Below are 12,021 nucleotides of genomic sequence, written 5' to 3' on the forward strand. Positions count from 1 at the left end.
GCGTTATGTGAACAGTTTGAGCAAACTCCAATGGCTGTGCCACCGTGGCCACACTTGGCACGCGCCACTGGGTAAAATCCAGGCAGGGCGCTGGTGTCCTACCTGTGCACATCAGGCAAAGATCAAAAGCAGAACCTCGAAGGCTTGGAAGCGTTACTGCGCTGGCACGGAGACCGTGGGCCACCTGCCGGGCGCACGGCTGGAAGAGACGCCTTGAGGATCGGCTCTATGCATCGTTGGTTAAAAGGGTGGCGGAGTCGATAAGTAAGCGATTGTATAGGCAATGACGAGCATCGTACCTGAAACTACAACCATTTTTCTGCGCATGGTGAAGACCTCCTTGTCTTTATCGTTCGACTAAGACTCTGCTTGCGGATTGAGTGGCGGGCTATTTCTTGTAGGTAACATGGATGTTGGAGCCCAGGATGTTTTTTCCTATTTCATAGTCCGGGTTCCAGGTGGCGATGTTATGTGCTGCTATCGCTATTCCTGAAAGCAAGCCTATGGCGCCTGTGACTCCACCGAATGCCGTCACTCCCGCCGTGGCTATTCGGCCAATTGTGTAGACTCGGCATTTCAAGCCTTGGGATTCGATGATCTTCTCCAAGGCTTCAATGGTCGGAGAATATTTCACCGAGTCGACTTTTTCTATGACGAAGCTCTCTTTATTTTTGATCTTCTCCAGTATCTGTTCGTTGGAGATTTCTTGCAGTGAATAAACATTGACATCCATGACTGTGCTCGGCTGAGGTGGGTTGGTGATAGCTGTGATTGCCTCTGGCTCTTATGTGCTAGAGGCATTTGAGTTGCTAAGAAGATGGCTTTGTCTGGTTTATTTCAGTAGCCCCATGCTTTTAAATACAGCGACTCGTGCAACGGCATTTTTGATTCCGGTGTCGTAGGTAATCTCAAAATCGGACTCCCGGTCATCGACGGCATGGATTTGATACTCGAAGTTCAATTCGTTTGCTTTTCTTTGGCTGTCTGCTAAACGCACCTCTAGAGTGGCGGCGCACTTATACGCATCCAGCTTTTCGTCATAGTGCTTGGTTTTGATGTTCCTGAATTCATATTCGACCAATTGGCGAAGCTGTTGGCCGCTGGGTCCCCTAATCGCAGATTTCTCCAAGAAAGGCTCTTCGACGACTTTTGATAGCAGGTCGAGAGTCTCCTTGGCGCTGCAATCGGGCGTTCCACCGGAGCAGCCTGTGAGAATGAATAGTGTCGATAAGACGGATACGTATGCAATGGTATTCATGATTTTTACCAAGCCGATTTGCAGGTATTTCCCTTTTCATCAAGGGGGCGTAATTCTTTCTTTATACTTTTGGTGGGCAGTCTGATTGTCTTGCCTTCAGCCCGCATATGTAGGTTGTTGGCGTTGCGCAGTGCTTTCCAGAACTCCGGAAAGTTCGCACCGCAAGCACGGCAATCGGTGAAGAATGGATTTTCATAGGCGACTCCATCCACGATTACGTCGAAGCCCGTTTCAGTTGATGCGTAGGATTTGCCCATGATTGTCGCGTGGGCACTGATGTAAGGGTCGTTCAATACCGCATCCTCGGAAGGGCAGCTAATGTTCAGCTCGTTGCCGTTACCGTCATCGACTGAATACTCACTGACTCCCATTCCCCAGCCCGAAGTCCATTCGTAAGTGCCGGCCCATACTTTAGGAACTGTCATTGCGAAAAGTGTCATGAGCCATAAAAAATGATTCTTCATGTGGTGTTTTCCTTTGTGAACAAGTGAAGGCATGATCTTTTGGTAAGCGCCAATTGTCTTGGGTGATGGGCTAATTCTTGAGCATTAATTGCTGCCTAGTGGAACGGCTGTTTCAGCGGATTGGGAACGTATCGGTCATATATGGCCCGATTTATTGCGCTCAGAGAGAGACGCCTAACAGCACCAGCACAAAGCAAACGACCCATACAACGAAGTAGGCGAGGTTTTGTTTCAGGTGTTTGGCGCGCTGATAGAGATAGACCGGAACGAGCCAGACCCAGCCTTTGAAGGCATCGGTTTTATGGCCAGCCTTCTGCAAGCGCTTTTCGTCCAGGAAGGAGAGCAGAATGTTCAGGGCCACGGTGATGTAGAAGAGCTTGCCATCGGCGACGGCATTCATAGCGCGATGCTCGTTGCCATAGACCAGCATGGCAATGAAGCTCTCCAGGAACAGGCCCAGTATGGGGGCAAAGGCCAATACCCAGACCAGGGTGTTGTTCACATGCTGTCCGGCCAGTGGCGGAGGTGACAACTGATCGAGGTGGATACGAAGAGACGTATCCTCCAGCTTCATCCAATCCGCGAAACCTTGCTTCCAGACGGTACTGCCATGTCCCAGCTTGCCGGACTTGATCAGGGCGATCATTGCCGGCTCATCGATGCCTCCTAGGCGCTGGCCTTTCTCTTCATAGAACCACAGTGTTGTTGCAGTCGAGGGGATTTCCTTCATTTTCAAGTTCCTTGAGGGCGTGTGGGTTGTGCTGTGCACTTTGGAAGGCACGGATGTGTTGCCTCTGCCTGAGTCTCCTCAGATCGCTTTCGGCATTTAAGTGTTTAAGGGTCGATATTCAACCCATTAGGTCGATTCTCGACTTGTGATGTTCTTCATGTCAACGAGTGGATGCCCAACCATCCAGGTTGACTGGTGGAGGCATCATGGTTGAAACGGATCAGAAGGCGCTGGCTGAAGAAGTGGGGCGTGCCATCGCCAAGCAGCGTATGCGCAGTCATCTGACGCAGGAAGAAGTGGCCGAGAAGCTGGGCATCGGTAACGAAGCGGTTTCGCGCATCGAGCGGGGCATCGTAGCCCCCAGTGTTCTTCGGCTATTCGACTTCGCGTCGATCTATCAATGCAGTGCGGCTGAGTTATTGAGCGAGGCGAGCCCGCGCCCGGATGATCAAGCCTGTCGGATCAGTCGATTGTTGAACACCTTGGATCAGGCCGACCGCCAGTTGATTGTGGAGATGGTGGAGCGCTTGAGCGAGCGGCTGAGCCGCCGATGAGCAGGCTCGCATCCCGAGGTGGAATCCGTTTCAGGAGAGAGGCTTTTCGTCGTACTTCGCTCCACAACGAAGGCAGAGGCAGTCGAACTCCATGAACTGATGCCTTCTGATGTCGCGAATAAAATCGTCGATATCGGGCCAACTGGAAGCCGCTCCGGCAATCCCGTCGATCATCAAATTGAAGGCATGTTCCAGCGGACGTTCGCAACGAACGTCCGGTGCTACCGTTTGTGGCTTGGTGGCCGATTGCTGAATCCCGTGTAGAAAACCATCCAGAGTGCCGATCAGGCGAGCGATGGCGATAGCGGCATCCTTGGACAGAACAACGGAAGAGTTACAGATCAGGCAACGTGTGGTCATGAGGACTCCATGCGCCGATTGAGCCGGCGTGACGTAGAAGGTTTAAGTGGGACGGTAGAAGGATGCGAGGACTGTCGAGGCGAGGTCAGTTGTGGATGTCGGCGGGCTCGATAAGCCAGCCGAACAGCACCAGGGCTCCCAGGATCACCAGCAGCACAGGCCAGAACCGCAGCATGAGCACCACCAGCGCGACTGCTACTGTGCAACTGGCAAGCACGCCAATAAACACGAATAGCAGTGCCAGGAAGCGCAAGAGGTTCATGGCGTGTCTCCCGTCGTGGGGCCGTGTTGTTGCGCCCGACGCTCCAATTTCTCGGCCAGGGTCGCGGGGGCTGGCGTAGAGGCTTTCGGCTGAGTGGGCTGATCGTGCTCATCCGCTCCCGGAAAGAACTCCTCGACGACGGCGCCGCCGTCTTCTTCGCTGTCCTCGAAGGCTCCATTGCCGAGCCCGCACTGTGCCGCAGTGTCCAGCGCTGCTTGATCGAAGCCCGCGGCTTGCCGGGCCTCGTCCAGTTGTCTGGCGGCAAGCAGGGCTTCTTCGACGCTCATGCCGCTGCGCAGAGTGAGATCAACGTAGAAAATCGGCGTGCCATGACTTTGCCGCGTGGACTTGCCACGCAAGCGCAGTTCCAGCGGCAGACAAGCCAGCCGGTTGCCGGAGATCGCCTGGAAGTAATGCAGGCGTGCGGCCAGGGTGCGGATGCTGTTGAACCCGGTGGTACGGAACACGAAGCTGCCGAACGGATCGTCATCGCCGATCACCACGTTGAGCCGACCGTAGGGCTTACAGGCGCCTCCCTTGGCTAACGGGCAGGCATCCGGCGAAGGGCAGGGTTGGGACTGGATTCCGTCCTGGCCAATGCGTTTGCAGACATCTCCATTGCCCACGCACACCGGCCGTCCAGTCTGACGATCGAACAGGGTGTAGTCGGCGCGGAAGTTGAGTTCCGGCTCGTTGAACAACAGACGGACCGGAATACTGCGTAGCTTGTCGCCCTTCGTCTGGCGCAGTTCATCGTTGAAGGGATGCAGCACCCAGCCGTCGCGCCCCTGAACCTGGGACGTGATGGTGAACTGGTCATCCTTCTCCGGCAGACGCCTGCCGTTCTTCTCGACGACCTTGCCAATGGAAATCCGCCCAAGCACGGGCGGAGTAATAGCCAAGCCTTTGAGCATGATGTTCTCCTGCAAATGAAAAAAGGCCACCGGGCAGCCTGAGCTGCCGGGTGACCAAGGGAGGGGCGCGGTTGGAAATGATCAATTGATGAGGAAGCGGCGGCTGCCTTCCTTGAGCTTGGCGTAGCGCACCTGCAGGTATGGCTTCTCCTTCAACATGCGCTCGACATCAAGCACAGTGCTGTCCTTGGCCTTTTTCCAGGAGAGGTAGCCGCTGGAAAACTCCGCACGGGTGGCATCGCCCATGGCCTGCTGCAACATCTGCTTGAGCTGGGCTTCGCGTGTTTCCTTCTCCGCGATGGATTGCCGTACTGCCTTGAGTTCCAGATAGGCCGCTGCCAATCCAGCGTGGCCACTGAAATCCACAGTCTGCCCATGGTCCTCGGGGTAAAGGCAGCGTAGCGCCCTGTCGGCCGAAGCACTGCCATCGGCTGGCGGCGGCGTGTCGGTTACCACGTATTCCCAGAACCGACGCTCCAGTTCCACCAGACGAGCGATCATCTGCTCGTCCCGCTCGATCCGATGGACCTTCAGCGATTGGCCACCGAGCAGCACCGCCACATCGGCCGCTTGCTTGCCGGTGACGGCGAGCTGGTGCATCACCTGCAACTGCACATACTCGGGCACGCCTTCTTGCCAGAGGCGTGCGCCATTGATACCGGCCGTTTTGCATTCGAGGATCTGCACCTCATCGGCACCGATCACCTCGCGGTCGATGTTGGCCAGCATCCAGGGCAACTCAGGATCGGGATGTTGCAGCACGGCATTGATGCGCCGCACCTTATGGCCAGTGCGTTTGCTGTAGTGCCAAGCCACGACGGGCTCCAGCACGTTGCCCCAATATGCCGGGCTTTCTTCATCCTGGGGATCGGCTTTCGGCAGGCTGGTATCGCGGCCGGTCTTCTCCAGCCACAGTTCCAATTGCGATTTATACGGGTTGAGACCGACCGCAGCCGCAGCATCCGAGCTGCCGATACCCTGCTTGCGCACGGCCAGCCAGTCTTCACGGGGCAATTCCTTGGTACTGATCAGACGTAGCGCCGCACGGCTCTTGCCGGCACTGCTCAATGGCGTCGCTTTCATGGGTTCACCTTGCAGACAAAAAACGCCCGATCAGCGCGAAGCTGACCGGGCGTCGTGGATTGGAAATGGGTGTGCTCAGGCGACCAGTTGCAGGGCCGCAGCCAGTGCGCGTTGCTTGATTTGTGCCCCCTGGCCGAACCAGGCCGAGTCAATGCGGTACTCGTTGCTGCGTGCCCGGCGTTCATGATCGACGAACTCGGTCACGGCATTGAGCAAGCCCCAGGCGGTGCCGTTGGCCGACTCCAGCGTGCTGCCGCGTCCGCGTCCTTCGTACAGGCTCTGCACCTTGCGCAGGGCGCGTTCGTTGGGCAGCACCTCTGGCAAGACGCCAGTGGGCGTGGTTTCGCACAGCACGTTCATGAAGAATCCCAGGGATTCGTGCCACTGCACCTTGCGTTCAGCCAGCGCACGCATGCGGTACATGAAGTCGTCCCATTGCGAGACGGCAATGCCGAGCTGCTTCTTCACCGCCTTGGGATCGAAACGGGTGTTGTGCGGCACCTTGATCGCCCGGCTGGTGCTATTCAGTGCGATGGTCAGGGTGTTGTTGCAGACTACGCGCACGGTGGTCGGCGTCGCTGTGGTTGCCAGGGTGCCATCGCAGGACGTGGCCAGCAGCAGATACCCATCCACCTGATCATTACCCTTTAGGGTGACACCTTGCCCGGTACGCGCCAGCGCCCAGAACTTACGTCCTCCTTTGAGCACGCCGGCCGTCTCCAGCTCATAGCCGGAGACCTCAGTGAGATCACGATAGAACTCCAGCACCTCGCGGGGCTGCACGGTGTGATAGCGCTGGGAGACCACCGACAGCGGCGCCTTGGTATCCGAGCGATAGAGCACCTTCTGTTCGGGAAAGGAATGGATGGCGCCCAGGTGGCCAACGGCATCCGACTTGAAGTGCACCGGGCTTTCCTGAATCTGCCAATCCATGCCGGCCTCACGCTGCCAAACCTCGATGGGCTGTTTCTGTGTGAGACGATTGCCGAGGCCATGCCACGGTGTGGTGCCGACGTATGCCATTTGTTCGATTTCATGAGCCATGGGAATAGTTCCTTTTGGATAAAAGCCGGCATAAAGCGCTGCGCAGAAGCGCAGCACTGACCGGACGTAATGAATGGAGAGAAGAAGGGAGACGGCCTGATCAGACCGGCAGGTTGAAGCGATGCCCGCAATCGAGGCAGAGATTGTTGGCAAGCACGTGACGGTCGAGCTTGTCGCCAAGTCGGGCACCGAATGCGCAGCCACCAACACCCCCGGTAAGACCACCGAGGAGAGCGCCGGAGATCGAGCCGAGGGTAACGCCAAGGGGACCGGCAACGACGCCTACCGCCGCACCGGCCTGACCGCCAGCCAGTGCTGCACTGGCGCCGCGAGCGGCACCCCCAACCGCGCCGACAGTGGCGGAAATTTTCATGGCGTGGTGGAGCGAGGCGATTTTGAGAGAGTTACAACAGGGACACTGCAATGACATGGGAAAATCTCCTTGGTGGTGTCATTGCAGTGATGTAGGACTGAGATTTTTTTGAGTCGAAGGTTGCAGCCCATTCAAAGGTCGGATATACGCAACCGCGCTGAAAACAGGATAGAGGAAAGCTGTCCTCGCTGTTTGCGGGGAGGGCGATAGAAGTTGTTAGAGGCTACTTGCTGATCGCCACCATTCATACGCGATACCGCTAATCATGACAAACGATATCGCATAAAGAGAGAGAACAATGGCTGTTGCTTTAATAGGGTTTCCGAACTTGGCTGTCTTTGCACTTAGCCAAATCCAGAGCTTCCTACCGCTAACGCCAGTGGCGACAAACGAAGACGCAGATAAGAACACGAGAGAGAGCAGAACCACTAGCCATGCCCCATATAGGACAAGAAACCCAAGCACCTGAGAGAATAGAAATGCAACCCCCTCGGCGCCGTAGCTCTTTATAAACCCAGCGAGCCCTAACGTGACACTTACTTGTTGCAGATTCTCAATCCCCGTAGGAGCAAAAAGCGGAGTCATTCCGAGGTACAGCATCGGTAGAGCCGAAATGGTAAGAACAAGTACCGATGTGGCGTAAATAGCCCATCCTCGCCCAGAAAGGGTGCCGGAAATAATAGAAAATACGATCCCTGCAAACCAGAATCCAAAAAGAGACGTGGCAGCCATAACTGAATAATCGAGCACCGCAGCTTGGTTTCTGGCATAAAATACCGAGAGAAATATAAGTGCTATAAAACAGCCCCCAACTACCCCCTCATCCTCGCCATTTCTTCTTTTTGGTCGAGGTGTTTGCTGCCGCGCAACAGGTTGATTGGCGTATCTGTGTTTCGCAAGCTCAGCCTCGATCAGCGTTCTGATATCCGAAAGGGATAAACCACCTCTATTAGAGGTATTTTGGCTGCCATCTTTCTTCAGGATAAGGGTGACAATCAATCCGCCAATCACAGTAATAGCCAGGGGACTCCAAAAAACGTCAACGCCTCTTGCGGAGGTGAAAAATTGCGCTAATGCCAAATACTCCATTTGTCTTCCTTCTTGTTATCTTGAGACATACACCATATCGCGGACCCAGGGCTTTTCCCTTAGGCTTTTTAGTGCATCAGGCGTACATTCTACCAGCAGAGTATTGCTCAGCATCCATTCGCTACGGGTTCTCGGACTTTCAGCAATGACACGAACTGAGGTCGCTCCTTTCGGTGTGGTTTCAAGCCATTCCAAAAACTCGCCGATGTACTTCGTGTCTGGTTGAATCCATATGGCAAGTCGGCTCCTCTCACGCAAATAATCGGAGTTAACAAGTAGGCACATTTCGAATACTGCTCGAACTGCATCCTTTAGCGGTACATCAAAGAATTCGCGCAACTTGTTCATGCGGAACTGAGATAGCCGCTCGTGAATTAGGCTTTCTGCACGCTTGCAGTCACTCACCGCTTCTTCATACAAGACCTCGAATGGCAAAGGAACACCGGTAGCCTTGCCAAGTTCTCCGGCTCTTAATTCAGAAGTACGGCTTGTTCGTCCGATCTTTACCACCGTTTCGCGATAGGCAGCGTTACGGAGAATGTAGATGATACCTGGCTTTATTGGAAGAGACGCATCATTCATAGGCGTAAGAGAAACCCAACGATTAGCTTCTTCGGTGGTTGTACGGCTGATTGTAATGTGAAACTCCTAGTATTTCCATAATACTCTGTCCAAGAGATCGCTTCGATATCAAAGCGAAAATACCGATTTTGTAAGGGAGCCTGCAAGGATAGTCGCTGGTGATTTGAAGTGTCCAGTGGACTTTGCCCCTATCAAACGGCCCCCAGCACCCCGTGCTCAGCCAAGCGTCTGAACTTCCAAGGTGAGCGGTATTTCAGTGCGCGGTGCGGATGTTCCTCGTTGTAATGCTCGAAGGTGATAGCGCAGGTTGCGCAGCTTTATGGGCAGACGTACCGAGGTCATCAGAAGCAGCAGTCGGTCTGCTGATTGAGCTAAGCCATTATCGCTTAACGCCTGTGGTGGCCTGGCGGGATGCTTCCAGGCTGGAGATCATCGAGTTGCAGCATTTGGCGTCAAGCATTGAGGCATACTCCCGGCTGTTTTTCTGCGATGGAGTGTGACGCTAAGCCTCCGAGCGGTTACTTGGCCAGCTCAATGCTCCAGGTGCCGTTGCTGTAATTTGCACCTGCGCGATTTGTTTGTCACTCCCCTTCCAACAGATCTTCTGCGGTGCGTCTCAGAGTGGCACTGTAGCGGTAGCCGTCTTTATCTTGTTGTACTGAGTAATAGTCATCCGCAGTCTTTTGGCCGTGTAAGCGGGCACCAAAAAGTAAGCTGATAATCCTTGTGAGCCGAACGCGGGGGCAGGTGCTGCGACGTTAGCGCTTGGCGCGGCTCGTATGTTTACCTGATTTTCTAGTGACCGCTTAACGATTCCCTCGTTGATTGGCGAGTGCAGATCAACAGGAAAATCGGTTAAATTTCATTTAGTACATCTATAGGCGTGGGTGTGATGAGTGAGCGAGTTTTTGACTGGAGGAAACGTCGCAGCTGGCTGGCACGAATCCGCCACTATGCGGGGGACATTCTGACTCCTGAATTAAAGGCGCATATCTCCCGCGAACGGCCAGACTGCTGGTCGGATGATCTTTCCTGGCTTCCCGACTGGGAATGTGTTGTATCCGAATTTGTGAGTGCACTGACTGACTATTACTCGCATTTCAAGGGCTTCCATGGTTGCCGCCCGTCATCCCTGAAGAGCTATTACGAGCATGGTCTGCTCGGCCAAAGCAGCGAGCGGTTGCACAATGTTTTCCGAAGAATTTTTGCCGATGTCGCTCAGGCTGATGTTGAAGAAGTCATCCAACAATTTTCTGATCGTGGTAAGCGTGAACAAGGGACCATATGGCTATTGGGGTGCGATAAATTTCTGATAAGTCAATGCGGCCACTACCTAATCCAAGGGAGCGAATATCTGATGGCATTGGCTGCGAATCTTGAACCATCACGCCAAGGTGAGGCCTATCGTTTCAGGCTGCGGAATTATGGTGTCCCAACCGTCTTAGAAATAGATATCCCTGTTTGGTACGTCCCTCAATCGCAGCACATGGATGTGGCGAAAATGATTTTGTCCGAATGGGGGCAGTTAGTTGCCCGGAAGCCGCTGTATCTAAACGGTATTCCTCCCTGTTATGTCTTGCGCCGAGACATTCCGCCAGAGTGTTTAGTAGGCCATCACCATCCCGAGATGATCAGAGACCCTCACAATGGATACCGAGCATATGTTAATAATTTTTTGACTTGTGACGGGTGTCAAACCTCGACATCTGGCTGAGAGCAAAGCTCTTCATTACCTATCTGGCGATACTATTAGGTCTTAATTATGGATATTACGTACAAGTTGCCTCATCCGGTCAGAATGAAGTGCTCTGAATTTGCAGAAATGGAACTTCAGGCGCAAGATAGAATTTACAGTCAGGTTTTTGACCCTGAGGAAGTGAAGTCTTACAGCTCAGATCATTTGGTTGCACTGTTGCAGCACCGGGCTCCGGGCCTGTTTGATTATTATCGGCGCACAGCCAAAACGGATCATGATGCGCTTATAACCATGTCGTCGACGATAGCGCCATATAGATTCAGAACCCAAGAAGGCAATATCATCACAACGTCAACCCTGATTGATAGGTTGCTAGAGCAAGTGGATATTGGCGATGATATACCAATTGCTTATCTTAGGCCTCCTTTTAAGCATTGCTATATTGAGTTTACTGAAGATAGAAGTTCTTCAATTATGTTGTACAATGAAGAGACGCATGAGCATATTTTAGAGGGTGTCTACATTTCTGAAACGGAAGTGCAACCCGAAACAGAGATCATGGAGTTTTACAAGGGCAACCCAACGGTTGACCCCTTGAAGCCTCTACGGATACTGGATTTAATGTTTACTGGCTCTCCATTGGGGAAGAGCCATAATGCAGATGATGCGCTGAGGATTCAGGGGTTTTATATACAAGATGACAACATGCTAACTATCAATGATGAATTGAGGCGCGTTGAAAGTCTGTATGGTAATGATGTAGATTTTTCCGGTGACATGAACTATTTGTCAATGGCTCTAAATCACATGGCAAAGGTTCTGCTCTTTATTAATTGCAGACAGTATAGAGATACTGCCTTCAATGAAAGAAAAGATCTTCTAAAAAGGATCGAATCTTTAAAAAGCCCGGCGAAAATAAGAAAATACGAAAGCAAGCTGAGGAAAACCTATGACAGAATTATAATCAAACCTGTAGATAATGTGGTTTATGAGCGTGGCGCAGAGCATGAAAGTGCTGAAAATCAACCTCTAAAGCGGGCGCACTGGAGAAAAGGTCATTTTAGAATGCAGCCGTATGGAGTCGGCGCTTCCAAAAGGAAGGTAATCTTCATTGAGCCGACAGTCGTCGGCGGTATATTTGCAAATAAAAAATCTTACGATGTACGAACAAAGTGAATTTTCCTTGTCAGTAGAGCTGCTGATTGGATTCCATCTCCCCGAGCCAGCTATACGCGCCATTGAGCCAAAGGAAGACACTGTTAAGCACATCGCGAAGATGTCGGATATTGATGTGGGTGACGTCGGATAGGTGCTTTTTCCCTTTTTTGGTCGTCGCGTAGCGAAACGCCATTGAGTCTGGATCGACATCATCCAACTGGCGAATAAAGCCGTGAGCAGCAATGGCTTGGGCTTCTGATTGCTCTGGGGCAAGCTCTTTGAGCAATTTGCGTAATTCCGACCACATTGGCATCAACGTGTGCTTGTCGTAATTCTTGGGCTCTAGGCCCGTCAGTTGTAAGCGAACGGGCATCACACCTTGCCGGCGGGCACCCAGTTGTGCGGCAGCAGCTCGGCCAGGGCGCTGGCCTTCTGCGTCGGCAGGCGCGTGAGC

15 protein-coding genes and 1 pseudogene are annotated in these 12,021 nt (G+C 53.2%); 3 read left to right on the forward strand and 13 right to left on the reverse strand.

Features of this window, described 5'->3' with window-relative positions; translation table 11 throughout:
* Window positions 1-388 precede the first annotated feature (388 nt).
* From BZL41_RS16850 to BZL41_RS16865, 4 genes are all read right to left on the reverse strand, one after another.
* On the reverse strand, window positions 389-733 hold the full coding sequence (locus BZL41_RS16850) for a hypothetical protein (RefSeq protein WP_095600379.1): 345 nt from the start codon (window positions 731-733) through the stop codon (window positions 389-391).
* A gap of 99 nt (window positions 734-832) precedes the next feature.
* Window positions 833-1,258, reverse strand: a complete 426-nt coding sequence (locus BZL41_RS16855; protein ID WP_095600380.1) for a hypothetical protein — start codon at window positions 1,256-1,258, stop codon at window positions 833-835.
* Window positions 1,259-1,263: 5 nt separating this feature from the next.
* Window positions 1,264-1,722: a hypothetical protein gene (locus BZL41_RS16860; RefSeq protein WP_256578179.1), complete on the reverse strand. Its 459-nt coding sequence runs from the start codon at window positions 1,720-1,722 to the stop codon at window positions 1,264-1,266.
* Window positions 1,723-1,882: 160 nt separating this feature from the next.
* A complete protein-coding gene (locus tag BZL41_RS16865) occupies window positions 1,883-2,452 on the reverse strand; it encodes a DUF4339 domain-containing protein (protein ID WP_095600381.1) in 570 nt (189 codons plus the stop codon).
* Between the two features lie 206 nt (window positions 2,453-2,658).
* Between BZL41_RS16865 and BZL41_RS16870 the strand changes: the two genes are divergently transcribed.
* A complete protein-coding gene (locus tag BZL41_RS16870; protein WP_095600382.1) occupies window positions 2,659-3,006 on the forward strand; it encodes a helix-turn-helix domain-containing protein in 348 nt (115 codons plus the stop codon).
* Window positions 3,007-3,036: 30 nt separating this feature from the next.
* On the opposite strand, the gene BZL41_RS16875 is transcribed toward BZL41_RS16870, so the two are convergent.
* The 8 genes from BZL41_RS16875 to BZL41_RS16900 all read right to left on the reverse strand — a co-directional run bounded on the left by BZL41_RS16875 (window position 3,037) and on the right by BZL41_RS16900 (window position 8,713).
* Window positions 3,037-3,366: a hypothetical protein gene (locus BZL41_RS16875; RefSeq protein ID WP_095600383.1), complete on the reverse strand. Its 330-nt coding sequence runs from the start codon at window positions 3,364-3,366 to the stop codon at window positions 3,037-3,039.
* 85 nt (window positions 3,367-3,451) lie between these two features.
* On the reverse strand, window positions 3,452-3,628 hold the full coding sequence (locus tag BZL41_RS28585; RefSeq protein ID WP_168191025.1) for a hypothetical protein: 177 nt from the start codon (window positions 3,626-3,628) through the stop codon (window positions 3,452-3,454).
* The gene (locus BZL41_RS16880; RefSeq protein WP_095600384.1) at window positions 3,625-4,542 is read right to left on the reverse strand and encodes a hydrolase or metal-binding protein; all 918 of its coding nucleotides are present in this window, start codon (window positions 4,540-4,542) and stop codon (window positions 3,625-3,627) included. Before BZL41_RS16880 ends, BZL41_RS28585 begins: the two co-directional genes overlap by 4 nt.
* 81 nt (window positions 4,543-4,623) lie before the next feature.
* On the reverse strand, window positions 4,624-5,625 hold the full coding sequence (locus tag BZL41_RS16885; RefSeq protein ID WP_095600385.1) for a YqaJ viral recombinase family protein: 1,002 nt from the start codon (window positions 5,623-5,625) through the stop codon (window positions 4,624-4,626).
* A 75-nt stretch (window positions 5,626-5,700) separates the two neighbouring features.
* Complete coding sequence (locus BZL41_RS16890; RefSeq protein ID WP_095600386.1) at window positions 5,701-6,669, reverse strand: DUF932 domain-containing protein; 969 nt, start codon at window positions 6,667-6,669, stop codon at window positions 5,701-5,703.
* Between the two features lie 100 nt (window positions 6,670-6,769).
* Window positions 6,770-7,099, reverse strand: coding sequence for a hypothetical protein (locus BZL41_RS29115; RefSeq protein WP_095600387.1), 330 nt, complete (start codon window positions 7,097-7,099; stop codon window positions 6,770-6,772).
* Between the two features lie 159 nt (window positions 7,100-7,258).
* Complete coding sequence (locus BZL41_RS28085; RefSeq protein ID WP_143518110.1) at window positions 7,259-8,131, reverse strand: hypothetical protein; 873 nt, start codon at window positions 8,129-8,131, stop codon at window positions 7,259-7,261.
* A gap of 15 nt (window positions 8,132-8,146) precedes the next feature.
* Entirely contained in the window at window positions 8,147-8,713 is a 567-nt protein-coding gene (locus tag BZL41_RS16900; RefSeq protein WP_095600388.1) for a GIY-YIG nuclease family protein, read from the reverse strand.
* A gap of 892 nt (window positions 8,714-9,605) precedes the next feature.
* Here BZL41_RS16900 and BZL41_RS16905 point away from each other — a divergent pair.
* On the forward strand, window positions 9,606-10,427 hold the full coding sequence (locus BZL41_RS16905; RefSeq protein WP_095600389.1) for a hypothetical protein: 822 nt from the start codon (window positions 9,606-9,608) through the stop codon (window positions 10,425-10,427).
* A gap of 48 nt (window positions 10,428-10,475) precedes the next feature.
* Complete coding sequence (locus BZL41_RS28090) at window positions 10,476-11,585, forward strand: hypothetical protein (RefSeq protein WP_143518111.1); 1,110 nt, start codon at window positions 10,476-10,478, stop codon at window positions 11,583-11,585.
* Window positions 11,586-11,595: 10 nt separating this feature from the next.
* On the opposite strand, the pseudogene BZL41_RS16910 reads toward BZL41_RS28090, so the two are convergent.
* A pseudogene (locus tag BZL41_RS16910) lies at window positions 11,596-12,021 on the reverse strand (hypothetical protein); the annotation flags it as partial.

Source organism: Pseudomonas sp. PIC25 (assembly GCF_002286785.1).
Classification (GTDB): Bacteria; Pseudomonadota; Gammaproteobacteria; order Pseudomonadales; family Pseudomonadaceae; genus Pseudomonas_M.

What these genes read in the sequence shown, in the direction of transcription:
- BZL41_RS16875 (WP_095600383.1), bottom strand. Translation starts at nt 3,366, where the DNA reads ATGACCACACGTTGCCTGATCTGTAACTCTTCCGTTGTTCTGTCCAAG.
- BZL41_RS16870 (WP_095600382.1), top strand. Translation starts at nt 2,659, where the DNA reads ATGGTTGAAACGGATCAGAAGGCGCTGGCTGAAGAAGTGGGGCGTGCC.
- BZL41_RS16850 (WP_095600379.1), bottom strand. Translation starts at nt 733, where the DNA reads ATGGATGTCAATGTTTATTCACTGCAAGAAATCTCCAACGAACAGATA.
- BZL41_RS29115 (WP_095600387.1), bottom strand. Translation starts at nt 7,099, where the DNA reads ATGTCATTGCAGTGTCCCTGTTGTAACTCTCTCAAAATCGCCTCGCTC.
- BZL41_RS16865 (WP_095600381.1), bottom strand. Translation starts at nt 2,452, where the DNA reads ATGAAGGAAATCCCCTCGACTGCAACAACACTGTGGTTCTATGAAGAG.
- BZL41_RS16880 (WP_095600384.1), bottom strand. Translation starts at nt 4,542, where the DNA reads ATGCTCAAAGGCTTGGCTATTACTCCGCCCGTGCTTGGGCGGATTTCC.
- BZL41_RS16860 (WP_256578179.1), bottom strand. Translation starts at nt 1,722, where the DNA reads ATGAAGAATCATTTTTTATGGCTCATGACACTTTTCGCAATGACAGTT.
- BZL41_RS28090 (WP_143518111.1), top strand. Translation starts at nt 10,476, where the DNA reads ATGGATATTACGTACAAGTTGCCTCATCCGGTCAGAATGAAGTGCTCT.
- BZL41_RS28585 (WP_168191025.1), bottom strand. Translation starts at nt 3,628, where the DNA reads ATGAACCTCTTGCGCTTCCTGGCACTGCTATTCGTGTTTATTGGCGTG.
- BZL41_RS16900 (WP_095600388.1), bottom strand. Translation starts at nt 8,713, where the DNA reads ATGAATGATGCGTCTCTTCCAATAAAGCCAGGTATCATCTACATTCTC.
- BZL41_RS28085 (WP_143518110.1), bottom strand. Translation starts at nt 8,131, where the DNA reads ATGGAGTATTTGGCATTAGCGCAATTTTTCACCTCCGCAAGAGGCGTT.
- BZL41_RS16905 (WP_095600389.1), top strand. Translation starts at nt 9,606, where the DNA reads ATGAGTGAGCGAGTTTTTGACTGGAGGAAACGTCGCAGCTGGCTGGCA.
- BZL41_RS16890 (WP_095600386.1), bottom strand. Translation starts at nt 6,669, where the DNA reads ATGGCTCATGAAATCGAACAAATGGCATACGTCGGCACCACACCGTGG.
- BZL41_RS16885 (WP_095600385.1), bottom strand. Translation starts at nt 5,625, where the DNA reads ATGAAAGCGACGCCATTGAGCAGTGCCGGCAAGAGCCGTGCGGCGCTA.
- BZL41_RS16855 (WP_095600380.1), bottom strand. Translation starts at nt 1,258, where the DNA reads ATGAATACCATTGCATACGTATCCGTCTTATCGACACTATTCATTCTC.